We start from the raw sequence: 24,233 nt of genomic DNA on the forward strand, positions 1-24,233 counted from the left end.
ATAAGGTCATGGTTTATATGAAACTTTGAACCTAGTCGATTTAGAGCCGAGCCCGAAGTCAGTCAATAAGGATGTGAGTTACTCATGGAGCAACTTGAGTTTTTCAATATTGTCAGCCCCTGTGTTGGGGTATGTAGTGTCGATGAGAAAGGCTATTGCAAAGGTTGCCTACGCAAGCGGGAAGAACGTTTTGGTTGGTTGAGTATGACCCCAGCTCAGCAACTGCATGTGATCAAACTCTGTCGACAGCGTTATCGCCGTAAGCAGGCGGAGGCGCGTGGTCAGAAGCAAACAGTGAGCCTGAGCGAAAGTGAACCGCAAATGACAGACGCTCAGCCCACTCTGTTTTGAGTGGATCATTCAGACCATAAGTCACTGACCCAACCTCCCACTTGATCATCAAAATGGTTACCAGCAAACTTGCGAGGTTCGTTGGCATTAGGATCTGTTACTTGGGTCATCATTTCGTAAATATACCGAGCCATTGGGTCGCTGCAACTTTCCACTCGTTGTCTACGTGTGGCGACCTCTTTAATCATTTTCAGGCGAAAACTCTTACTGTTACGTTTCATTGGCAAACCTCCGATTTTCGAGCGACTGAGTTAAAAAGTTAGAACTCAGTCACACTATCGTCAACGTTCATTTGCCGTACATTTTCTAATGCTATCCTCACATTTTATTTCGCTATCTCATTCATAGTATTCAGTGCTAGGCCTTAATTTGCCCCAATTGGGGGCTAATCAAGCGATTTTTTAAAGCGCATGGCGGCAATCAGTAATCCAACAATGGTAAACAGCGCGAGCCAGAGCGTATCGCGCCACAAATCCACTAAGTCTGCACCACGTAACACAATGCCTCGGATCACCCGCATAAAGTGTGTGGCGGGCAGCACTTCAGATATCCACTGTGCCGCAATAGGCATGCCTTCATACGGGAACATGAACCCGGAAAGCAGAATAGAAGGCAGTAGAATGAACACCGTCATCTGCATGGCTTGTAGTTGAGTGTTGGCAATGGTTGAGATAACTAAACCTAAGGTCAAACTGGCGGAAATAAACAGCAATGTGCCAAATAAAATCTGGCTGAGTGAGCCATTGATTGGAACCGCAAAGATAAAATGCCCCAAGCCAAGAATAATCACCACTTGGATGAGTCCTACAAAAATATAAGGCACGATCTTACCGATCATCAGCTCAATCGAGTGTACGGGTGTTGTGATTAATAGTTCCAAATTTCCGCGCTCGCGTTCACGCACAATCGCGGCACTGGTGAATAGGATCATCGTCATGGTCAAAATGACCCCAAGCAGGCCGGGAACAATATTGACGGCTGAACGTCGGCTAGGGTTGTAAAGCAATGTGATTTCAAAAGTGCGAGAGGCCTGTGGGGTTTTCAGCACCGTAAAGTCGGTGAGAGGCATATTTTTGAGGCCACTCAGCGCGCCGGCAATCATGGTGTCAGAACCATCAATCAGCCATTGTCCAAGTTCACGCTGCTGCTGACTGCGCGCCACCAAATCTTTTGGCAAAATCAGCGCCGCGCGAATTGCGCCACTTTCGATGGCCTGTTCAGCTTCTGGCACGGTGAAGTAATGTTGCTTGACGCTGACAACTTGGGTGACTTTCACTGACTCCACTAAAAGCCGACTGAATGTGGAATGGCTTTGATCGACGACGCCGATAGGAATATTACGTACATCAGTATTGATGGCAAACCCAAACAACAACAGTTGGATTAGGGGGATCATCACTACCATACCGAAGGTAATTCGATCTCGTGACAGTTGACGAAACTCTTTAACTAGCACTGCTTTAATGCGAAATAGGCTGTTCATTGTCGCCCCTTACCTGTCACGGTGACGAACACATCTTCCAAACTTGGTCGTGCTAATGTCAGTTCTGCCTGTGCTAAATGTGGGAAAGTGCTGCGTAGCCAAAGAATGGGGTCATCAACTTGCCGATAAATTAATACGCGTAAGCGCACCCCCAGTTGTGCCGCGGAGCGAATTTGCGGCAGGGTAAGCAACTGCTCTTTTAAATGGCGCAGAGCAGGAGCTTTGATCTCAACAATATTCACACCCATCTGCTGCATCAATTTTTCAGGCTCATCGTCAGCGCGAATTTCACCCGATTCCATAATGGCCAAACGGTGGCAACGTTCGGCTTCATCCATATAGTGCGTAGTAACCAGAATCGTGGTGCCTTGCGCTGAAAGGTCAAATAACTGTTCCCAAAATTCTCTACGGTTTTCGGGATCAACGGCAGAAGTAGGCTCATCTAGAAACAGTAACTCTGGATTGTGCATGGTGGCTGCGGCTAATCCTAAGCGTTGTTTTTGCCCACCACTCATGCCTGACACTCGCTGTTTACGACGTTCATCCAGGCCGTAGGTTTTCAGTTGTTCTTGGGTTCGCTGTTTTAACGTGCGTCGATCCATGCCAAAAATTTGGCCGATAAACTGCAAGTTTTCTTGAACGCTAAGATCGTCATACAGAGAGAATTTTTGCGTCATATAACCAATTTTCAAACGTAGCAGTTCGGATTGCTTGGGAATTGAGAGCCCAAGTACGTTGACCTGTCCTGCGGTGGGTTGTAGCAAGCCGGTGAGCACACGAATCGTGGTCGATTTACCGCAGCCATTCGGCCCTAAAAAGCCATAGATACTGCCGCGTTCTACTTTTAAGTTAATGTTTTCTATAGCGGTAAAGTGCCCAAATTGTTTGACGACATTTTCGGCATGGATGGCGTAATCGCTCATTGTGGCTCCTTACGGCAAATCGACTTGGGCGGGCAAACCCGATGGCAGTGACATCGCACTCTCAGGCAGATCCACTTCGGCCAAATACATCAAACGTGAACGCTCTTTTTCTGTTAATGCATAGTAAGGGGTAAATGAAGGCTCACTGGCAATCCACCGAACCGTGCCTTGATAGGTCGTTTCAATACCGTCGACATGAATCTGCACGGTTTGACCTAAGGTAAAACTTGCCCGATGGGTTTCAGGGACATAAACCCGAGCATAAGGTGTGCGATTGGCTTGTACAATGGCCACGACCGTATTGGCGGTGACACGCTCACCTAAGTGATAGGGCAAGCTATCCAAGATGCCGTCACGGGTTGCGATGATGGTAAGTTCATCCAGTTTTTGCTGCTGTAAAGCCACGTTAGCTTGAGCTGCGGCCAGTTCCGCACGTGCTTGTTCGATGTCTTCGATGCGTGCTCCTGCGGTCAGCTTGCTGAACTCTTCACGGGCTGAGGCTAGCTCAGCGCGGGCGGAATCGCGTGCCGATCGCGCGGTATCCACCTCGGATTGACTGATCAGGCGTTTTTCAACAAGGTCTGTCTTACGGCGTAGGGTGAGGTCGGCTTCTTGGTAGAGAGCATCTGCTTTAGCGACTCGCGCTTGGGCGACCGCAAGATCTTCGGGTCGTTCGCCATTAGTCAGCTTACTGAGCGAAGCCTGCGCTTTGGCTTGTTGTGCCATGGCTTGGTTGAGTAAGGCTGATTGAGTTCGGGTATCGAGTTTGACCAAAACGTCACCCACTTTTACGAAAGCGCCTTCATTTTTTGGAAGTTCACGAATGATTTCATTGCTGGTTGCGCTGAACGTAATGCGGTCACGCTCTAAAGTGCCGAGTGCTTGAGGGGGGACTTCTGGTGTACATGCGCTCAGTAATAAGACGAAAAGTGCTGCAATTGAAAAGGATTGGGTCATGTTTTCCACCGCCATTTTGCTCGACAACCGATTTACACCTTGAGTTAAGTGTATGTTGTGAAGATGAAATCTTGCACTGATTATCAACGAACTCTGTGACAGGCAGTACCGGATTTATTCATCATAAAGACGGCAATGTGGAATTTGGCTCCCGTCAGGGAGCCAACAAGGGATAAAGATCAGCGAAGTAGGCTGTAAATCAGAGCCGAAACGGCAAGCAAACCCACGAGCAGAACAAAGAACGTGCTGAACCGGTTTTGATGTGCGTGTAAAGCTGGCACTTTGAATACGGCAATCATCGGCATGATAAACAGAATCATCGCGATGACTGGGCCAGAAAGTGCTTCCATCATGCCCAAAATACTTGGATTGATGATCGCTGCAATCCAAATAGTGACAAACAGAAAGACGATGGTGATACGCTCGGCAAAGCGCATGGTGACACCGAGGTTCTTGGTCAATAATCCCGTTAGGCTTTCTCGCGCACCGAGGAAGTGGCCTAAGAAAGAGGAGGTAATCGCAATGAAAGCCACCAAAGGGCCTAAGGTAGCGATAAAGGGATTATCGGTCACATTCGCTAAATACGTCAGCACGGAAACATTTTGGGCTTTCGCCTCTTGCAGAGCTTGTGGTGAAAGGGCCAACACACAAGAGAAAACAAACAGCAATACAAACAGAATTAATACCACGCTGGTGCGGCGTAAAATCTGCTCAGATTTGTGATCCGCCTGCTGACCATAATGACGACGTTGGATATTGGCAAAACTTGAAATGGCGGCCGCATGACTGAATGAGAAGACCACTACCGGAACGGCAAGCCACACTGTGTGTAAGAAATCGCTGGTTTGCGGGAAATCAAACGAAGGCATAGACCAGTAAGGGATCAAATACAGCGAGAGTAGGGCAAGGATCGCCGCTAACGGATAAACCATCACAGCAAATGCGCGGAGCATGATTTTTTCGCCACTGAGCATGATCGCGATAAGAGCAAACACTAAAACGCCAGAAAGTAGCGCACGCGGTGGCGAGACTAGATCGGCTTGATTGACTAAAAAGCTGTCGACAGTATTGGTTAAACCAACGCCATAGATCAGCAAAATAGGAAAAATGGAGAGAAAGTAGAGTAGGGAAATTAAACGGCCAGCGTTTTGGCCGAAATGTTCTTCGACTACATCGGTAAAATCCGCATTCTGACGGCGAGAGGAAAGCACAAACCGCGCAAGGCCGCGATGCGAAAGATAGGTCATAGGGAATGCCAGAACCGCCATAAGAACCAGTGGCCAAAAACCACCAAGACCAATGTTAATCGGTAAAAATAAAATACCGGCACCCACAGCAGTACCGAATAAGCTCAGTAGCCAATAAGTATCATGTTGAGTCCAATTTGTTGAACGGGCAGCACTAAATTGGGTAAATTCCTGAGAGTCTTTCACTGAAATCTCACTTATCTAAAAATAATAATGCGGCGAATCCTACTCCTATTAGTGGTTATGATCATTTTGAGAGGCTGGTCATATTCACTGCTATTGTCCATTTGTGCTTACGTTGCAAACTATGAAATTTTGAAAAACTTGGCGTTTAATTCTTTGTTTTTCAATAATGCTTGGGATTTAATTCTTAAATTTTATGTTTTTCAGTAACTTTGATTGTTTGCTCGGTTTTTGTTCAAGCATAAGCAAGAGGATGCGCAAAGAAGAATAGAGACTGGCATGCGGCACGAATTTCGCGCACAATCGCCGTCATAACTATCCGAATGAACAACATAATTAATGCGTACACGTTTTCCTGCTGAGCTGCTGCTTGTATTGACGACTCTGTTGGCTGCTGGGGGATGGGTTTTCTCGAAGCAAGCGATTCAAGAACTTCCTCCTTTTGGTTTTATCGGCCTGCGTTTTATTGCTGCGTCACTTTGTTTACTCCCTTTTTGTTTAGGCGCGCTGAAAAAAGCATCGCGTCAAGCGTGTTTGCAATCGATGGGGGTCGGGGTTTTACTCGCCGCGTCACTTTTTTGTTGGATCCACGCCATTTCAATCAGTGATACCTTAGGTGAGGGCGCATTTATCATGAGCCTCTCTATGTTGTTTGTGCCACTATTGGCATGGCCGATTTTCGGACAGCGACCGATTCGTGCCTTTTGGCTTTCACTTCCCGTGGCGGTCGTGGGACTATTCTTGTTGGCATGGAATGGCACTTGGCAATTTGCTGCGAATCAGTTGTGGTTTTTAGCGGCATCCTGCTGTTTGGCGCTGCATTTTAACTTCAATAGCCGTTTCTCAAGTCAGCTTCCGCCTATGTTATTGACCACCTTACAACTGTTTACCGCAGGTTGTTTGGGTATCACGTTATCTTGGTTAACCGAAAGTTGGCCTGTGACCATTAGCCTAGTGACCTGGAAGTGGTTTGCATTGAGTGTTTTACTGGCCACTAGCTTGCGCTATTTAATGCAAACCATGGGACAAAAGAGTGCTAATCCGACGAATGCGGCGCTACTGATGCTGTTGGAGCCGGTGTGGACGTTAGTGTTAAGTGTGGTGATTTACCAAGAAACCATGCCATTTAACAAAATGTTGGGTTGTGGATTTTTGTTAGCTTCTTTGCTGTTGTATCGGGTCAGCTTGCTGCGTTTGCGGTAACCTCGGAGCAAGGCAAAAGGCCTCATATAGCACCGCCAGCATGACGCTGGCGGTGTTCGTTATCCATTCAATCCAATGTGGGTTAAGCCAATTCAGGCAAGATCAGTTTGGCGATTTCAAAGTAGATGATAAGGCCAGTACCATCGACTAAGGTCGCGATGAACGGTGCGGAGACTACCGCTGGGTCGACATTCATACGGCGCAGTACCATAGGAATGACCGATGATACCAGCGCGCTCCATAGCACTATTGCCAGAATCGTTAGCATCACTACCAAACCGATTTCAGGGCCGACACCTAGCGTCCAAGCGCGGATCCACGCAGCCATTGCCATCGCCAGTGCAACCAGCGTGCTGGTTGACAGTTCTTTGCGAAGTACGGTGCCGATATTGCGTAAACTCACTTCGCCGACTGCCATGGCGCGCACTATGGTGGTGGTAATTTGCGTACCACTATTACCACCAGTACCGATGAGTAGCGGAATAAAGAAGGCGAGGGCGATCGCCGCTTCCAACTGCTCCTCAAAAGAGCGTAAAACGGTGCCAGTGTAGGCTTCCGCTACAAACAGCACCAGAAGCCAGACAATGCGCTTTTTCCACAATTGCCAAGGTGACGTTTGTAGATAGCTCGCGTCAAGTGGCATTGAGCCACCTTGCATTTCAGCATCTTCCGTGGTCTCTTTTTCCAAGATACTGACCGCTTCTTCAAGATGGAAAAAACCGACTAACTGCTGCTGATGTACGACGGGCAGCACCGATAAGTTGTGCTCAAGCAGCAGACGCGCTGCTTGCTCTTGGTCAAGATCGGCATCGAGAGTCAGACATTGTGGCTCAATAAGTTCACTCAGTGCCTGATCGGAATGTGCCATCAGCAGCGTTTTAGGATTGATAGCACCGAGTAACAAACCATGTTGGTTGGTGACATACAAACGATGACGAGCTTGCGGATCTCCCCAAGATTCGTACAGAACCTCTTTGGCTTCGACCACAGTTTGTGAGTCGAGAAGCGGTAAACGTTGCGTGTGCATATGCGCTGCAACGCTCTCTTCTCCCCAACGCAGGCGTTCACGATAACGCTCCGCATTGATCGGATTCATCATGTTGAAAACGCCATGCAGCTCGTCTTCATCTAAGCTACGTAAGGCTTTTTCGACAATACGAGGATTGGCGTAAGCCAAGCCAAGATTGAGGGCGTTGGTATCCATAACACACAGTAAATGGCCTGCACGGGGAGGAGATAGCAACAGGATCAGTTCAGCCAGTTGTTCCCCAGTGAGCTGTTGTAAAACAAAATGAATTTCTTGTTCGGTGAGTTTGAACAGTTTTTCCACCCACTTATCGCGACGTGAGGAGTGCGCGAGTTTGCGAGCAAATTCATTGAGTTGTTTCAGTTGTGCTGCCGCAACAACAGAGTGGTTTGTTTTCATTACATTCATCACACATACCTCATGTGACTCAGGACAGACCTGAATTGTTTGAACTTTGATGCAAGAAAACAGCAGTAATTGGACGAGCGAAAAGGAAATGGTATGAAAAAGGCTTCATCCCCGAGTCCTAGCTTCAGCACTGCACAACGTATTCGCTCACGCGAAAGCCACTTGGGTTAACACCTTAATCCGATGAAAACTGTCCTGATCTTGGGCATCTCTGGATGTCGTGAGATCAGTGGCCTATGTTTGTACAGGAGCCTCGCCTAACGAGATGCTGTAATTACACAGTATATTTCCTTTTGACTAAAAATAGCCTTGAAGGCCATGATTTTCTAATCAAAAGGATTTTAATGCTCAACAGCTTGAGCGGCGGGGATTATAGGTGTGATAGTTTTGTCAGTGCAAGCCAAAATGTGGTGGAAAATGTAATAGTTACGTAAAGTTTTGGTCAGAGCTATGCATTTGCATGATATTGTTTGGTGATGAATAAAATAATATTCATCTCACTAATTTTCTTCTGTAGGAAATTTCTCTCAAAAAGATAACTACAACAGAATATGAGAATTTATTTACGCTAAAGCTATTAATAAGATTGCCTATTTTATCTTTATTACATTATTATTTATCCATAAGTGTGATCTCTGCCATGGGTCTGTGACGATTGAAACGATATTTCTTTACATTACTGTTAAGTGTTTTTGCATTATTTGTGCGTGCTGCGGATTATTTGGATCCGAATGAGCAAGCGTATCTAGAGCAAAAATCCACAGTCACCATTGCAGTGTTAAAAGAAGTCTGGATGCCTTATTGGGGGGGGACAGGTCAAGAGCCGATAGGTATTGAACATGACTTTGCCTCAGGGATAGCCAAAGAGCTGGGGATCAATATTGAGTACAAAGGCTTTGATACTATCGAAGCCTTACTTAACGCAGTCAGCATAGGTAAAGCGGATATGGCGATAGGGTTTGGACAAACCCTTGCTCGTGAAGGAAAGTTCTTATTTTCTAAGCCGTTATATGAGAATGTGCGCGTTATTTGGTTACGCGATAAAGCCATGGAAGAAAAACCCTTTGCTAGCTTGAAATGGGTTTGCATTCAAGGCACATCCTATTGTGAAATTCTCAAAGATCGTGGTTACCCCAATATTATTATGGCTCGTAACTACAGCAGTTCTGTGGAAATGATTCGTCAGGGAATTGCGGATGCGACCGTGACAAATTATGTTTCCTTAAACCACTACTTAAGTCAAAAGCGCCTAGCATTGGGTAAAGTGATTTTTGATCCAGATCTGGGAGTGCAAACAAACCGTATATTGATCAATAACAATGAACCACTGTTACAGTCAGCAATAAATAAAGTGATTGACGCTGATCATCAGGGGTTAACGGAAAATAAATTAAACTCAGCAGATGTTTATTTCCTTAATGATCAAGCGAATCTAAAAATTTTACGAAATGAAAATGTTAATCCAGTCGTTCGTTATACAATTCAAGACGATTTATTCCCGATGTCTTATTGGGATGAAAAAGAGAAAAAATATAAAGGTTATGTACATGATTTATTAGAGAGAATCAGTACTAAAAGTATTCTTAAATTTGAGTTTGTTCCTGCCTACGGCCGAGATGTAGAAGATATGCTGCGTCATGGAAAAGTAGATCTTATCCCTAGTTTTAATATGACTTATGTAGATGATCGATATTTCATTCATACAGGAAAATACACGGATATCCAATTTGGTTATATAGAAACAACTCGGCCTTATACCACTCCAATTACCGGTATTCTTGATCGCACAGGCAAGTTCAACACTTATATTGCGGCACAAAAGAATTTATCTGATGTGAAAGTATACCGCAGCATGTATGACCTTGAGCAAGCGTTAGAGAATGGAGATATTACGCACGCACTTCTCAATAAGGTGCTGATTAATCAGATGTTGTTGGATGGCCATCAAGACGCTTTCAAACTCTCCCCATTGACTGAGGGGCAAGATCTTCGAGCCGATATGACGATGCTCCTACGCAAAGATGCCCGAGGTTTACAAAACATGCTGCAAAAGGTGTTAGCCACCTTCAGCCAACAAGAGATTGATGAAATCAAAGGTGCCTATGACCGAGTCACGGTCTATTTTGGCTATGACAAACAGAAAGTCCTGATATATGCCTTAATCATATTGTGTTGTTTATTAAGTATCGGACTTATCCTCACCTTATCGCTCAGTCGTTTACGCGGTAAATTACGCAGCTCCGAACAGGTTGCTAAATTATCTACTGAGCAGCTACGTTGGTTGACGGAACTACTGGACGCCATTCCGAGCATGATATTTATTTCGGATGAAAAAGGTGAGGTTGTTTTAACCAATGCGGCTTATCGGAAAATTTATCACACCTGCTGTGAAAAAGGGTGTGTTCAACCGCAGCCTGAGTGCTCATTTATTGCGCTTTCAGACCAACATGAAGCGGAATACTCAATTATTATTCAAGCTCCAAAATCTAGCTGCTCTATCGGCGAACACTATTTCCATGTGACACGCCGTGCTATTTCTCACCCAATTAATAAACGCAAGTACTATTTAACGCTGTTCAACGATATTACGGAATTAAAAGAAACTGAGCAGGCTCTGCGTCAATCCAATGAGCAAGCGTTACAGGCGGTAGAAGCGCGAAATCATTTCTTAGCAGTCGTCAGTCATGAGTTACGTACACCGATTGCGGCGATGCTAGGGCTGATGGAGATTTTGGCTTCACGTTTAAAAAGCAGCGAAAGCCAACTGCTGTTGACCAATGCGATAAGCTCGGCAGAGCGTTTGAAATTACACGTTAACGATATTTTGGATTTCTCAAAGATAGAGGCGCAGCAGTTACAGCTGGATATTGGGCTGTACAATTTAGCCGATGAACTTGGGCCGTTATTGCGTGGATTTGAAGCCAGTGCCCAGCTCAAAGAGATTGAGTTTGATGTGATTTGGTCGCCGAATTCGTTACTGCTTGCGAACTTCGATGCCTTGCGTTTTAACCAGATTGTGACCAATCTTCTTTCTAATGCCATCAAATTCACTGACCAAGGACGAGTGGTTTTTAAAATCGACGTTGCACCTGAAGTGTTAACTATCGTGGTCGAAGATTCCGGTTGCGGTATGACTCAAACACAAATCGATTCGCTGTTTGTTCCTTTTGTGCAAGCTGACAGCACAATCACTCGTCGCTTTGGTGGAACAGGCTTAGGTATGTCAATTGTCGCCAACCTGATTGAACTGATGAATGGCAAGATTGAGGTGATGAGCGAATTTGACCAAGGGACGCAAATTAAAGTGAGCCTGCCTCTTGTGACGCAAACTTGTGATGAGTTTCGTGGGCAAGTCGTCGCTATGTCTTATCGCTCCCCTTATATGCTCTGGGCAAAAGCGCTAGGAATGCGAGTAGAAGAGAATGAAGAGTGGGTCGAGCAGAGTGGCCACAATATTTATCCAGATTTGCTGCTCAATAGGCTCAGAGAGGTCTCCAATTTGACCCAGACTCAAGCTGATCCTGCCCATTCTCGTTTGCTACAAGGACACGTATTAGTGGCCGATGATGATGCGATTAACCGTTTATTGATCAAAAAACAGCTCAGTGAGCTTGGTTTGAGTGCCACCTTGGTGAGTGATGGATTGCAAGCTTTCGAAAAGCTCTCGCAACATCCTGAGCAGTATGATTTGTTGATTACTGACTGCCATATGCCACATCTTGATGGGTTTGCTTTAACGCGAAAAGTGAAGCAAGAGATATCCCTCTTTAAAGGCGCGGTTGTGGGTTGTACTGCAGAAGATTCGAGGCTAGCGGCGGAACAAGCTCTGCAAGCGGGTATGGATAAGGTTATTTATAAGCCTTATACCTTAGCCAACTTGCGCAAAGTTCTCAGTCGCTATCTCACAACGCAATGGGTCGCACTACCTGAACAATCTTGGCTTGACGCTTACCAAGAAGAGGAGCGCGAAGAGATGGCATTAGTGGTGGCAGAGTCATTTGTTCAAGATATCGCTTTACTCAATCAGCCAGACTGTGATGTCAAAGCACTGGCACATCGAATCAAAGGGGCAGCCGGCTCCCTTCAACTACAGCGGTTAGCCGATTTGGCTAAAACCGTTGAGAAACAAAACGATCCACAACAACTTGTGGCCGATAAGCAGCAACTGATCAATGCCATGCATGAAGTGGTCGAGCAGGCACAACAGTGGCTTCATCAGCATCAGAGCGAATAACGTTATGAAAATAATGATAGTAGAAGATGATCGAATTCAGGCGACGAGCCTGAAGCTCAAGCTAAGACAGCTTGGGTTGGATGACGTCATCTTGGCTGAAAACGGATTTGCTGCCTTAGAACTGTGTAACAAAGTGGGTATCGATTTGATGTTTTGCGATATTCGAATGCCGCAGATGGATGGGATCAGTTTGTTATCACAACTGAGTTTACAGGCACCTAAGATAGGTGTGGTGATACTCAGCGCGGTGGAAGATGCGATTCTTGAGTTAACTCACAACATGTGTAGTTTGGCTGGATTCGCTTATGTTGATCGCCTGCCTAAGCCTTACGAAGTGGAAGATTTACAGCGTGTTGTCGAGGGGTTTCAAAAGCAAACGGAGCCTGAGGCCAGTCACAAACCTGCAATCACGCTAACCTGTGACGAGATCGAACAAGCTTTTTTGCACGATCATATTTTTAATTACTATCAACCACAGTTTGATTTTCGCAGTGGGGCGATGGTAGGCGTTGAAGCGCTAGTACGTTACGAGCACCCAACTCATGGTATGTTAAGTCCAGCGGTGTTTCTGCCTTTAATTGAGCAGTGTGGCTTGCATGAGAAACTCTTCCTTACCGTATTAGAAAAGTCGGTCTCTGCATTGGCTAGTATTGGTGCTGACTTGCAGCTTTCCGTCAACATCAGCCAACGTAACTTGCAACACTCGATCTGTGATCCCATTCTCTCCATCTGTGAGCGGTATGGCTTTCCCGCAAGCAAACTGACTCTAGAGATGACGGAGCATGAGGTGTACAACGGAACCCCGACCTCATTGGCCAACCTTGCTCGACTGCGAATGTATGGCGTTGGGTTATCGATTGATGATTTTGGTACGGGCTACGCGTCATTAGGTCAACTGGCTCAACTGCCTTTTACGGAACTCAAGATTGATCGCAGCTTTGTGCATGATTTGGCAACCAACTACAAACACCAACAATTGACCAATATGTGTTTGTTGCTGGCTCAATCTTTGGGGTTGCACTGCGTCGTCGAAGGGGTAGAGAACGAAGAGACATGGCAATACTTACGTCAACTTGGGGTAGATACCTGCCAAGGTTACTACGCCGCTAAGCCCATGCCGATTGCTCAGTTGAGCGAGCTTTACACTAAAAATCGTCGTCAGTGTTTAGGTTGTAAAAGTATGGATGATGGCTGGCAAATCTTGCTGGTGGATAACCATATGCTCAGCGCCACGGCATTACAAAAAGTGCTCAATAAAGAAGAGAACGTCAGCAAGGTGTTTGTGGCACAAGATATTGAGCAGACGCTGCACAAACTGCGCGATTTACCGATCAACCTATTGGTCGTCGAAAGTCGGTTTTTATCGACAATCAGTCCTGCGGCATTTCATGAGTTGCTTGAGCCTTACTATCGAGGAGCGATCTTGGTGCTGCATGATGGATTAACCCCTGAGACTCAACCAGATAAGTACAAGGTCATCGTCGTCAAAGCGAATACTTTGATGGAAACCAGCTCCCGGATCTTACTGCAAGCGCAGCAGAGCAATGTGCGCCCACAGGCGCAACAAGAAGAGCTTGCTCAGCTTTCTGAGCGAGAGTTGACGGTTGCGAAAATGTTAGTTGAAGGTCTGACGAATAAAGAAATCGCCTTACAACTCGATATCAACCAAAAAACCGTAAGCACTTACAAGACTAGGATTATGACCAAATTAGGGATTAAATCGGCCATGGAATTGGTGCGTTTTGTAACATTAAAATAGTACCGAGAGTTATGGCTGTACCTACTTTTGCTGAATTAAAAGTTTTAATCATCGACGATGCGCCGATAGTCATTGCCAGTTTACGCAGCATGTTGCTCAAGCTGGGTTTTACTGAGCCAAATATAGTGTGGAGTAAAAGTCCACGAGCTGCGGTATTCATGGCCGGGAGGCAGAGATTTGATATCTTTATTTGCGATTACAACTTCGGTAAGGGGTTGAATGGTAAGCAGCTTTTTGAGGAGTTAAAGCACTATAAACTTATCAAACAAGAGGCGGTTTTTGTATTAGTTACAGGAGAGAGCTCGGCCTATGTTGTGCACTCCATTCTGGAACTAAAACCGGATGAGTATATCCTCAAGCCTTTCAATATCATGACCTTACAGGAGCGGTTGGCGAACGCTATCTCACGCAAACATGCGCTTAAAGCCCTCTATCAAGCGGAACGCGATGGTGATGCAGAATTGGGTCTGAGTTTGTGTGATGAACTGGAACCTTTTTATAGCGATTACTATTTCGTGATCCAAAAATTTCGCGGGGAATTTTTAACTCAGCTGCGCCGTTTCGATCACGCGCGCGAAGTTTACCTTGAAACGTTAGAACATAAAGACTTTGATTGGGCAAAAATTGGTCTTGCGAATGCCTTAAAGCAAACTGGGCGTCATGTTGAAGCCAATCAAGTTATTCAAGACCTGCTTTCAAATGCACCAAACAATGTCCGAGCTCGGGTGGAAGCCGCGAGCATCAGCCTCAGTAATAACTCGATTCCAGAAGCAATCCACCATCTGCAGGTTGCCAACCAAATTGTTCCCGGACACACCGATCGAGAATGGGTGCTGGCCAACTTATGTTTATCTGTGGGTGACACGGTTTCGGCGCTTGAGCGTTACCGTTTGTATTCAGAAATCAACAAAGAGACCCATCGCAATACCCATCATATGCACCTTAATTTCATTCGCAGTTTGTTATATGCCGTACGGCAAGCAAAAGAGCCGCAGCGATCTCTGTGGTTACAAGAAGCGAAGTCGATCCTGAAAGGGCTTTATGATAAAGGCCAGCATGAAGAACTGCTGCCACAGTTAGAATTGATCGCCGCTCATTTTGCGATGGAAGAGGGTAATTTCGCGGTTTCCGTAGAAATTTTAAATAAAATTTACCGAACGAGACCATTTGAATTATTTGAGGACCGTTATCACTTTACATGGTTACTCAATGTGATGGCGTTTGATTCTGAATTCGCAAAATGCATCAGTTGGTGTAATGAAGCACTGTTGAATGAAGAAACCGGAATTCTCTTAGAGAGCAAAATTGCGCTAGGGAAAGCCCTAAAACAAGCCAATGAAGATAAATTGGAGTGGTTAGAACAGCGTTATCATACCCTGTGCAATAAACAACTCACGATTGACTCTCTGCTCGATATTTATATCGAAATTTTGGATAGATGTCCGACACTGCGCACGGTATGCATGAAAGTAGTGACGATTTTATCGCGCTACTGGCCCAAGTCGTTGAGTGAAGCGGAAACGGAATTGTTGTTGAAAAACTGCCATCACACCATTCATCAATTAATGAATGAAGAAGAGTTGCTCAATGCGCAGTATGCCGATCTCTATAAAAAAGTGCTGACTTTCCGCTCTCGTTGTCGAGCAGAGAAAGGGGTGTTAGAAGAGGTTTGATGATAATTGCCCTCACCAAAGTGAGGGCAACCAGGCTAAACATTAATGGAGATAAGCGACCATCTCCACGTTGCCGCCAGCCTGTTGTGCATTTAAAGAAAAGTGCACGTAACCTGCCTGTGTAACCGGAATCCGCAAGTATTCGTTACTGCCCTCACTCGTGGAGGCATGATCAAACTTTTCGCGCGTTGGCCAATAGTCTCTGGCGGCGAATAGATCGATATCTCCTTCCTGTGATGTTGAAGCGGTGAGCCAGACACGCACTTCACTGACGCCTTCTGGTACATAGATCGCCGCATAACGCTGCTGATGAATGGTGAGCATTTGCGCCTGAGCAGATTCAAGCACCAATGGCGCGAGATCATCTTTAGGTTCATCGGGTTGATTTGGCTGTTCTGTCACTAGTTGTGAGTTGAGAGTGACCGCGGAATAATCGCCACGCCCAGTCACGCTGAAGTAATAGCGTCCGGGTTTGATGTATCCATTTTGCTCCGTTTTGACGCTAATGCTCTCATGGCTACCGGAAGTATATTCGCTGACTTGGTAGTCATAATAATGCGCAATCTTTTGATAACTCATGTAGAGATCGGCATCGCCATCACCTGCAATTGTGATCTGGAATTCACGGCTGTATGCAGGTACATCAATATAGAAAAGATGTTCACTATACGCTTGTCCCGAAAGGGTGACGGATTGATTAGCACTCAGCGCCGTTATCGACGCCTCCGGTTTTGTTTCGGGTACTGTAGGATCTGGGGTTTCTGGTGTGTCGGTTTTTAGCGTATCAAGCCAAGTCGTAAACTCTGCGCTGTATTGTTCGCCTAAGTTTTTTACTGTTGCTGCCCATTGTGCAAATTGCCCAGAGCGTGAGAGTACCAGTAGGCTTTCGACATCTTGTGGATGTTTTTCCAGCATAAAACGTACGGCTAAGTAGCCCCAGCGATAAATGCGGTTCGTATCATTTGAGTAGGTGGTCGCAAACACATCAGACAGACTCAATTTACCTTGTGAAATCAGTTCAATGGCAGCCTGATAGCCTTGTTTGTAATGCATGTATTCTGCAAAACCTTCTAACCACCAAACGATGTGGCCGTGTGCGAGGTTGTCATTAAATGAACCATATTGGTTAAAACGAGCGTCAAGATAATGGGTGTACTCATGCTCTAAATTGAGGACTGACAGATCGGTGTCATTGGCATAACGATAAGCAATGAAGCGAGCTTGATTATTATGATCGGCAGGGTTGCCTTCTAAGTATTGGCCGCCATTATCGGTGGTATTGCCAAATAGAAAGGCAGAGTAGTTAACGTAGCTGCTGTTATTGGCAAATACCACTACTTCAACGCGATCATTGTGGTCATCGGCGACAGGAGCAAATCCCGTATTCGCCACTTGGTGAAAATCTTGTTCTTTTTGGTTTAGCACATGACAAGCTTGCGCGGCTTGCGTATCGGAAAGATCTTGTGAGCGAATAATCGCTGGGCCTTGGCATTCAAAGCGGTTTGGCAAAATGCGTGTGGCAAGATCACGTTTTGCTGCCTCCAAATCAATGCCTTGTGCATGTAACGCATCGGGCGCGTAATAGCGCAACATCTCGACTGCGGCGAGCCATAATTTGTCATGTTGACTACCCAATGGATAACGAGCGATCACCTGCTGCATAACCTGTAACGCTTTTTGTTTGGTTGTTGCATCAGGACTGACCAACAAACGGCCTGTTTCGCGTAACGCATTGTAAACCAAAAATCCCGCATCGGTATCCAATGCCCATTCATTATCCAAAGCGAATTGATATAAGGTATCGATGTGCTGAGTGTTGGCGGCTAAATAGCGATAAAACTCAGGATTTGCAATGTGGCCAGACATGGCACGAAAGAGATTATTTAACCCATCCACCCATTGCGTGTCTTGCGCTGTCTCTTGGTTAAAGCGATGCAGAGCTAAGATCATGGCATCCATCGTCAAGGGCAATTGTTTGACGTTATCGACCATTAAACTCAGGCTTTTCATGGCACCGACTTGTTCGCGACCTTGGTCAAAAGCATGCGGATGACGCAAAAAGCGATCGATAGATTGAGCAAAACGCTGACTGAGCGCTTGAGAATAAGGTTCACTGCCAGCGTTATAGCGAACGTAGTAAGCCGCGCGGATAAATTCGCCATAATTTTCTAATCGGCGAGCTTGCTCCGCCTCTCCGGTATAACGAGTAATTTCTGCATCCAATACCGTGTGTAGATGCGCAAGAGAGGCTTCGCTGTAAAGATTGTTTAAGGTCACGGCAGGCGCATAAAACCACGAGCTGTAGCAAGCTTGATTTGCCGTGGCGATTTGCTCAGAGAGATCACGAGCTTGCTGTAAATCTTGAATCTCGCAGGTGGCTTGCGCATAGATAGGGTGAGAAAGTCCTGCAAACAGGCAGGCTAAAGTGATCGGATGACGTTGGAAGCGTTTTTGAAAAGACACAGTAACACCTATTGATTATCAGTATGTTTGAGCTGTGTTTTATAAGATCTTGTTCGGTTTCATTAAAACTTAGTGCTTATGAAACATGAGGTTAATTCAATAAATAGAGTTTTTATTCTAATTTTATGAATGAAGATCTCTTTTTATAAATGCAGAGTATTGAATGACTTAGTGATAAATCACTAATAATTAAAAGATATCTAGTGTGAAATTCGTTCATAGTCTTATATTTCCGTGAATGATCTATTCACATTGCTTTACATTTTATTTTTTCATGGTATGGTACCGTTCCCATCAATAGTCTGGGTGGGAGTTATCAGAGGTATCTATGAACAAAACATTTTTATCAGGAGTGGTTGGATCACTTCTTTTTACATCTTTTCAGTTCAGTGCTTCTGGAACGGAATCCGGAGTCTCTAGCCGTATTATTGGTGGAGAACAAGCGACTGTAGGCGCATGGCCTTATATGGTTGCGCTAACAACGCGTGATAAAAGTTCTGCATGGTGTGGTGGTAGTTTGCTCAGTGAGCGCTATGTGTTAACCGCGGCACACTGTGTTGATAAAAAAGATCCTTCCACTATGGATGTTATTGTTGGCGCATATGATATGGACAATATCAGTGCTGCAGAGCGCATCCGAGTCAAACAAATCTATGTACATCAGAATTATGCTTATGCTTCAGGTGGTAATGATATCGCGGTGTTAGAGCTAGAAAGCACCCCAACATTGAACCAATTCACTTCTATTGCCATTCCTGTTGATTTTGATGAATTGCGTGAAAATGATTTACTGACAGTTATCGGTTTTGGTGCTCGCAAGGAAGTAAATGGCAACAGGAGTGATTACCCCACAAAATTACATCAGGTCGATGTTCCTTTTGTACCTATTGCGGAATGCCGTAAGAAAGGTGGTAGCTATGAGACGCAAGGGGATGGAGTGTTTTGTGCTGGCGTTGAGGGCAAAGATTCTTGTGCTGGAGACAGTGGTGGTCCGATTTTCTTTCGTACTAACCGTGGCTTAACCCAAATGGGCGTGGTGAGTTGGGGGGCAGGCTGTGGTCAACCTGATAAACCGGGTGTTTACACCAAACTCAGTGCTTTTAATAATTGGATTAACGATCAGCGTTTAGGTCTTTCCTACCGTCAGAAGCAGGTTCTAGGGATCGTACGCCTAGATAACTATACTCAGCGTTTTGAATTTACCAATACGAGTATCAATCCGATTAATTTAACTGCACCGACACCGACCGCTTCAATCGGTACTCAAAACATAAGGGTGGTAACCAATACCTGCCCAGCAGATCTAGCGAGCGGCGATTCTTGTCATGTGGATGTGGAGTATGACATCACCACTCTTACTGAAGGCCATATCAAACTCGATTTTAGCTCAACGACCATGAGTAGCGAGCATGTATATGCTTGGCGCTACTTTGAGGCTCTAGCGCCAGCATCTACTGAGACGGTAAATTACTTGGCAAATTTACCTGCGCATAAAGTGCATGTGAATGATCATCCATGGATGGTACAAGGTAACAGTTTACAAACGGCAAGCTTAGAAAAAGGGCAAAAGTCGCTGATTGTTTTGGAAAACCTACCGAAAGGACGCTTAAAGTTTCGATATAACGTTTCATCTAACTCGATTTGGGATAAGTTCAATGTGTATGTCAATGGTAAACTTGAAAAGGATTTTTGGAACAATACCGAGGGTATGGCAAGCATCTCTATGTATGAACCGACCAATACGGTAAAACTGGTCTATGAAAGATCGACTTTAAATGATGATGCACTTAGTAAAGTGATGTTGAGCCAGTTTAGCCATGACCCAAATCTTTTTGATTTACCACCAATAACTGATAGTCGTTCAGGTGGCGGCGGTAGCCTAGGTGGGGCTGCCTTAGCTCTGCTCTTCGGTTGTGGTTGGTTACGTCGTCGTAAAGCTTTCTAACTCATCTAGAACTCAGTCATTTTTTTGCTGATTCAAAGCCAACCTACAGAGGTTGGCTTTTGCGTTTTTGGGCAAATCGTTGGGAGAGCTAGTCCGCCGACCACACATTGCGAATATCCGGCCAACCCCAGTTGGTGAGCGCAACATCATGTAACACCCCATGGAAACGCAAGGTTTGTCTATGATGGAAAAGGGGTGCAAGCCAAGATTCACTAACCAATAAAGACGCGATGGGTTCGAGCTGATGCAAATACTCAGGCAGCGGCGTTTGTTCACGTAGCGTGTTTAATTGCTGCATTAGCCAAGCTTTATCTCTCGGAGTGGTGCAAGCGTGCAGCAGTGGGTTACTAAACAGCATGGCAAACGCAGAAGCATGGCGATTGTCATCCAAGTTGATGTTCGTCAGAACCAAGGTTTCATCCAGTTCGCCATGTAGTGCTCGTTGCTGAAGTTCACGGTACGTGTAGGTGTGAGTCTCTAATTCAATACCTTGCGCAGCCAGTAATCGAGCCATTGCTTGAGCGCACGTTTGCAATGCAGTGTAGTTGTAGAGTGCTAAGGTCAGCTTTTTGGGTAATGCTACAGAAGGGGCGGGGGCTTTCAATACTGCTCGCCAAACAGGTAATAGGTTATAAGCGGGTTCGACTCCAAACATCACACCATGTTGGCGGATATTTTCTTCAATCGAGATTGGGTTGAGTTTTTCACTTAATAAATGCGCTTGTGCTTGAGTGAGCGCCGCAGGAGCGGATTGATTAAATAACACCATTAAGCACCCATCTTCAACTCGGCTTTGATGTTGAGTGGCGAAAGAAGAATGAGGAAGATCGGTGATCACTTGATGATGGCAGCTGGCTGTATTCGCTTCTGGTTGATTAGTTTCAATCAGCGGGTTGCTTAAACGTTCTTCATCGACTTGCCAAATCGTGACCCGGTCGGTTAAGGCTCGGCAACCATAAAACTGGCTGAATGCTTTAAGTTTGAGTTTGTGATGGGTGTGTTCTTGAACTTCAAAGGGGCCACAGCCGACAACAGGTAGCATTTGCCCATCATGACACTGACTGTAATTGAGTTGGCTGACAGGTTGTATTGCGTATTTCACACCTGAAATTAAACCCGCAAAACCTGGATCCGAGCGATCGAGATTAAAGACGACTTTGAACAGGGTTGGCGCTTTGATATCAGTAATGTGTGCCAGTTCAGCTTGGTGTGTCTCAAGGCTAGAGAGCTTAGCAAAAAGGCTGACGATGGTTGTGGCATCAATTGCAGACCCATTATGAAACGTTAACTCGGGACGCAGATAAAAAGTCCATTGCCAAGTTTTCGAATCATAATGCCAATGATGCGCCAGTTCAGGGTATACATGTCCATCAGTATCAGAGCTGACCAAACAACTGTAAATTTGACGAATCAAGAAACGCTCACTGCTGCGCTGAGGAAGATGGGGCAGTAAAGGTTCAAAAGGACGTTTATAAGTCAATTGAATATGCAGTCGGCCTTCTTGAAGCGTGGCCCCTGACGTTTTCTTCAGCAATCTGGCGAAAGCAATCTCATCGTTATCCAATATCGCGAGTGCTTTTTCATATTTGCCCAATTGTACGCGCTTTGCAGCTAGCTGTTCTTTGAGCTGAGCGAGTTTGGTGTGCAATTGCAGCGACGAGCGATGATGTCGTCCCGCCTTTGGTGCCCAAGTTAACCAACCCAGTTGGTTGAGGCGCACCAGTAAATTTCGCGCATGACGAGGGCTAGTAAAAAGCCGTTCTGCCAATTCGGGCAAGGTGGTTTTTATATCATTGCCGACTCCCAATGGTGCGAGTCGGGCGTAATACCGTAATAAATTGAGATCGGACACGGTTACCTCATGCTCCTGTCATCTTGCGGCTATTGTAGTGAATATCCGCATCCCTAATGGTGAAAACCTGTGTTTTGTTTGTTCCTCATTTCTACTTTGATGAGTGCTTTCACCCGAAATAAGGCATTTCAAACGGCAAAAGCGGAGCAAAGTGCAGCAATTTGCTCAGTTTTTAGATTCCTTAATCGGAGAGACAATAGCGATGTCAACACAACAAGGAGTGCAGGGTATGTGCAAATCGCTAATCAATGAACACTCGATGGCAGACCATTACCGGCAGCGGCTTCAACAAACGAATTGTGTGATTGAGCGGATGGCGTTAGTTGCGTTGTTTGAGTTGTTATTTACTCAAACACCTCCAACGCCAGACAAAACCCGATCATCGAATCGATAATCCCCAAAACTGCAGCACTCGCACATCGCTCCTGATGCTTCCCCCAAGCAAATGGTTCGAGTGCTGCCTTTCTTTGTGCCTGAATCATTTGATTACTTTGTGACCCTTTAGCCAATAATATGCGAGCGAGTTAGTTAAACTCTTGCCTCCAACTCAACAAGGGGAAGTCCGGAATGACCATTCGTAATGTGGTATTTGATGTCGGCAACGTAATTGTGAAATGGGCGCCACAAGAGATTGCTCAACTGACCTTTGGTGAGGGTGAACAAAGTGCCACATTAGCGACAAGCGTATTTAAAAGTGAACTGTGGCGTGATCTCAATAAAGGCCACTACACCGAGAAAGAAGTGAAGCAAGCGTTTCATCAGCAACTCGGTCTTCCCCACGATACATTAGAGCAACTGTTCTTCCACATTAAAGAAACGCAAGTGTTACTGCTTGGCACGCAAAAACTGATGGATGATTTGCTGCAAGCGGGCTACCGCCTCTATGCACTGACGGACAATGTCAATGAAATTGTCGCTTACCTAAAAGAGCAGTATGACTTCTGGCCAAAATTCACAGGCGCGGTTGTGTCGAGTGAGTGCGGCTTACTCAAACCGGATCCGGCGATTTATCGATATTTGGCAGAAAGTCAGCATTTGGACCCGCAAGAAAGTGTCTTTATGGATGATATGTTGGTGAATGTAATGGGGGCGCGTCAGCAAGGTTTTCATGCTTTTCAATTTGTGGATGCGCATCAAGCAAGAGCTGAATTATTGCAAATGGGATTACATTTTTAGCCTAGTCATCAAGCATTTGTACTATCCGTTGAACGGCAAAAGGCAGGTGTAAGCCTGCCTTCTGTATGTGAGTAGAAAAAATTATTTGGTCGGATAGATGGTGAGCGGCTCAAATGTTGCGACGGCATTACCATTCGCTCCAGGGTGATCCGTGTAAGAGGTATCCTGCATTAAGGTGTAAAACACATCGACAAAGTCATCGTCATTGACCAGTAACCCATCTGGGATTGCCTCGATAATTTTTCCCGTAATCTGAGCAATTATGGCGTAACCTTGTACCTCTGGATCTGGGATGAGTTTGAGCACTTCTTCGGCTACTTTAACGAGCTGTTTAGCTAACTCTTTGTAGTCGGTGCCATCATCTTGCTCCATCAGAATCATGTCTGCCGCGCCCCAACGATAACGAGCCCAGTGGATGACGACTTGATTCGGGAAGTAGTCTTGTTGGTCGTAATCCAGATAGGGCATATCAATCAGATCAATGGTTGGGGCGTCGCGGCTTGGGTCTACACCCGTAACTAATGCGTAAATTTCGGCACGTCCTGAAATCCAAGGTTCTTTGTCATCTTGCAAACGGATTTTTTTCAGCACAGTGGTAGAGAGTGGTGGGGTATCCGCGTCCGCGCTACGATTGAGTGCACGAGCGGATGATTCAACAGAGCTGCTTTCTTCTGTTGCAAGCTGTGAATTTTGTCCCAAACGATGCATTTCTGCTCGCATCACTTGCAGACCGGCTTTTAGTTCGATTGCACTATCGTTATCCACCACAAAGACAGGGACATCGGGTAATTGATAAACATCTAACTGGTGGATCTGTCCGTACACATCGAAAGCCTCAATATACTGCCAAGATTCATCGTTACCACTGGGTTCAAATGCAAACAGCGGGCTTTGACCCTCTTGCCATTCTTGTAGCATTGAGGCATCGGCTAAGCGTAATTGCAGCAATTGATCCGTGTATTGCTCAATCCCTTTTAGGGAACGAACTCGATTATCGGCTGAACGCAACTGTTGGCTGATTTCGGAGTTCGGTGCCACGTCAACCAATTCCGACATGGAAATACTGAGATTATCTGCGGTGATCTGCGTTTTTAGCGTTTGCGCGTATGCCGCATAATGTTGGCTGAACGATTCTGCCAATTGGCGTTTTTGAGCGACAACCGCATCCGCCTTTGCCTGTGAGCTGAGTTGAGTAGATTGTGTTTCTTCTGACTGACAGCCAACCAGCACGAGAGTCAGAAGCACGGCTAAGGAGAGTGATTTATGCATAGGTGAACCCTTTTTATTGTTGTAATAAATAGAGCCATAGCTCTATTGGGCTCAAACTACCACGCTTTGCATGTAGTACA

16 protein-coding genes and 1 riboswitch are annotated in these 24,233 nt (G+C 45.6%); of the genes, 7 read left to right on the plus strand and 9 right to left on the minus strand.

Features of this window, described 5'->3' with window-relative positions:
* Window positions 1–84 precede the first annotated feature (84 nt).
* The gene (locus tag EPB59_RS04980) at window positions 85–351 is read left to right on the plus strand and encodes a DUF1289 domain-containing protein (protein WP_154171721.1); all 267 of its coding nucleotides are present in this window, start codon (window positions 85–87) and stop codon (window positions 349–351) included.
* A 5-nt stretch (window positions 352–356) separates the two neighbouring features.
* Here the strand turns inward: EPB59_RS04980 and EPB59_RS04985 are convergent, their stop codons facing one another.
* The 5 genes from EPB59_RS04985 to EPB59_RS05005 form a co-directional block, all read right to left on the minus strand.
* Window positions 357–572 carry a hypothetical protein gene (locus EPB59_RS04985; protein WP_000828209.1) on the minus strand — a complete coding sequence of 72 codons (216 nt, stop codon included), beginning with the start codon at window positions 570–572 and terminating at the stop codon, window positions 357–359.
* 164 nt (window positions 573–736) lie between these two features.
* Window positions 737–1,834, minus strand: a complete 1,098-nt coding sequence (locus tag EPB59_RS04990; RefSeq protein ID WP_055051790.1) for an ABC transporter permease — start codon at window positions 1,832–1,834, stop codon at window positions 737–739.
* Window positions 1,831–2,757, minus strand: a complete 927-nt coding sequence (locus tag EPB59_RS04995; protein ID WP_154171722.1) for an ABC transporter ATP-binding protein — start codon at window positions 2,755–2,757, stop codon at window positions 1,831–1,833. The genes EPB59_RS04990 and EPB59_RS04995 overlap by 4 nt, the downstream gene beginning before the upstream one ends.
* A gap of 9 nt (window positions 2,758–2,766) precedes the next feature.
* The gene (locus EPB59_RS05000) at window positions 2,767–3,714 is read right to left on the minus strand and encodes an HlyD family secretion protein (RefSeq protein ID WP_055051836.1); all 948 of its coding nucleotides are present in this window, start codon (window positions 3,712–3,714) and stop codon (window positions 2,767–2,769) included.
* Between the two features lie 179 nt (window positions 3,715–3,893).
* Window positions 3,894–5,147 (minus strand): aromatic amino acid transport family protein, encoded by a 1,254-nt coding sequence (locus EPB59_RS05005; protein ID WP_154171723.1) that lies wholly within the window; start codon window positions 5,145–5,147, stop codon window positions 3,894–3,896.
* Between the two features lie 336 nt (window positions 5,148–5,483).
* On the opposite strand from EPB59_RS05005, the gene EPB59_RS05010 reads away from it, so the two are divergent.
* The gene (locus EPB59_RS05010; protein WP_055051787.1) at window positions 5,484–6,347 is read left to right on the plus strand and encodes a DMT family transporter; all 864 of its coding nucleotides are present in this window, start codon (window positions 5,484–5,486) and stop codon (window positions 6,345–6,347) included.
* Between the two features lie 82 nt (window positions 6,348–6,429).
* Here EPB59_RS05010 and mgtE read toward each other — a convergent pair whose 3' ends face one another.
* A complete protein-coding gene (gene mgtE, locus EPB59_RS05015; protein ID WP_055051786.1) occupies window positions 6,430–7,782 on the minus strand; it encodes a magnesium transporter in 1,353 nt (450 codons plus the stop codon).
* 102 nt (window positions 7,783–7,884) lie between these two features.
* A riboswitch (M-box (ykoK) riboswitch) is annotated at window positions 7,885–8,054 on the minus strand.
* Between the two features lie 521 nt (window positions 8,055–8,575).
* Between mgtE and EPB59_RS05020 the strand changes: the two genes are divergently transcribed.
* Genes EPB59_RS05020 through EPB59_RS05030 form a run of 3 tightly spaced genes read left to right on the plus strand, consistent with a single transcriptional unit; the run spans window position 8,576 to window position 15,448 of the window.
* Window positions 8,576–12,016, plus strand: a complete 3,441-nt coding sequence (locus EPB59_RS05020) for an ATP-binding protein (protein WP_195707093.1) — start codon at window positions 8,576–8,578, stop codon at window positions 12,014–12,016.
* Between the two features lie 4 nt (window positions 12,017–12,020).
* Window positions 12,021–13,775, plus strand: coding sequence for a two-component system response regulator VieA (gene vieA / locus EPB59_RS05025; RefSeq protein ID WP_154171724.1), 1,755 nt, complete (start codon window positions 12,021–12,023; stop codon window positions 13,773–13,775).
* A gap of 11 nt (window positions 13,776–13,786) precedes the next feature.
* Window positions 13,787–15,448, plus strand: a complete 1,662-nt coding sequence (locus EPB59_RS05030) for a response regulator (RefSeq protein ID WP_055051784.1) — start codon at window positions 13,787–13,789, stop codon at window positions 15,446–15,448.
* Between the two features lie 42 nt (window positions 15,449–15,490).
* Here EPB59_RS05030 and EPB59_RS05035 read toward each other — a convergent pair whose 3' ends face one another.
* Window positions 15,491–17,911 (minus strand): M9 family metallopeptidase, encoded by a 2,421-nt coding sequence (locus EPB59_RS05035; protein ID WP_154171725.1) that lies wholly within the window; start codon window positions 17,909–17,911, stop codon window positions 15,491–15,493.
* Between the two features lie 328 nt (window positions 17,912–18,239).
* Here EPB59_RS05035 and EPB59_RS05040 point away from each other — a divergent pair, with 328 nt between their 5' ends.
* Window positions 18,240–19,856: a S1 family peptidase gene (locus EPB59_RS05040; RefSeq protein ID WP_154171726.1), complete on the plus strand. Its 1,617-nt coding sequence runs from the start codon at window positions 18,240–18,242 to the stop codon at window positions 19,854–19,856.
* Window positions 19,857–19,944: 88 nt separating this feature from the next.
* On the opposite strand, the gene EPB59_RS05045 is transcribed toward EPB59_RS05040, so the two are convergent.
* A complete protein-coding gene (locus EPB59_RS05045; RefSeq protein ID WP_154171727.1) occupies window positions 19,945–21,708 on the minus strand; it encodes an SgrR family transcriptional regulator in 1,764 nt (587 codons plus the stop codon).
* Between the two features lie 567 nt (window positions 21,709–22,275).
* On the opposite strand from EPB59_RS05045, the gene EPB59_RS05050 reads away from it, so the two are divergent.
* On the plus strand, window positions 22,276–22,884 hold the full coding sequence (locus tag EPB59_RS05050) for an HAD family hydrolase (RefSeq protein WP_154171728.1): 609 nt from the start codon (window positions 22,276–22,278) through the stop codon (window positions 22,882–22,884).
* Between the two features lie 81 nt (window positions 22,885–22,965).
* Here EPB59_RS05050 and EPB59_RS05055 read toward each other — a convergent pair whose 3' ends face one another.
* Window positions 22,966–24,153, minus strand: coding sequence for a DUF3103 domain-containing protein (locus EPB59_RS05055; RefSeq protein WP_154171729.1), 1,188 nt, complete (start codon window positions 24,151–24,153; stop codon window positions 22,966–22,968).
* Between the last annotated feature and the right edge of the window lie 80 nt (window positions 24,154–24,233).

This window comes from Vibrio metoecus (assembly GCF_009665255.1).
GTDB classification, from domain to species: Bacteria; Pseudomonadota; Gammaproteobacteria; order Enterobacterales; family Vibrionaceae; genus Vibrio; species Vibrio metoecus_B.

Bases quoted from the DNA above. Each gene is read 5' to 3' on its own strand.
- EPB59_RS04980 (WP_154171721.1), top strand. From the start codon at position 85: ATGGAGCAACTTGAGTTTTTCAATATTGTCAGCCCCTGTGTTGGGGTA.
- EPB59_RS04985 (WP_000828209.1), bottom strand. From the start codon at position 572: ATGAAACGTAACAGTAAGAGTTTTCGCCTGAAAATGATTAAAGAGGTC.
- EPB59_RS04990 (WP_055051790.1), bottom strand. From the start codon at position 1,834: ATGAACAGCCTATTTCGCATTAAAGCAGTGCTAGTTAAAGAGTTTCGT.
- EPB59_RS04995 (WP_154171722.1), bottom strand. From the start codon at position 2,757: ATGAGCGATTACGCCATCCATGCCGAAAATGTCGTCAAACAATTTGGG.
- EPB59_RS05000 (WP_055051836.1), bottom strand. From the start codon at position 3,714: ATGACCCAATCCTTTTCAATTGCAGCACTTTTCGTCTTATTACTGAGC.
- EPB59_RS05010 (WP_055051787.1), top strand. From the start codon at position 5,484: ATGCGTACACGTTTTCCTGCTGAGCTGCTGCTTGTATTGACGACTCTG.
- mgtE (WP_055051786.1), bottom strand. From the start codon at position 7,782: ATGAATGTAATGAAAACAAACCACTCTGTTGTTGCGGCAGCACAACTG.
- EPB59_RS05020 (WP_195707093.1), top strand. From the start codon at position 8,576: ATGCCTTATTGGGGGGGGACAGGTCAAGAGCCGATAGGTATTGAACAT.
- vieA (WP_154171724.1), top strand. From the start codon at position 12,021: ATGAAAATAATGATAGTAGAAGATGATCGAATTCAGGCGACGAGCCTG.
- EPB59_RS05030 (WP_055051784.1), top strand. From the start codon at position 13,787: ATGGCTGTACCTACTTTTGCTGAATTAAAAGTTTTAATCATCGACGAT.
- EPB59_RS05040 (WP_154171726.1), top strand. From the start codon at position 18,240: ATGAACAAAACATTTTTATCAGGAGTGGTTGGATCACTTCTTTTTACA.
- EPB59_RS05050 (WP_154171728.1), top strand. From the start codon at position 22,276: ATGACCATTCGTAATGTGGTATTTGATGTCGGCAACGTAATTGTGAAA.
- EPB59_RS05055 (WP_154171729.1), bottom strand. From the start codon at position 24,153: ATGCATAAATCACTCTCCTTAGCCGTGCTTCTGACTCTCGTGCTGGTT.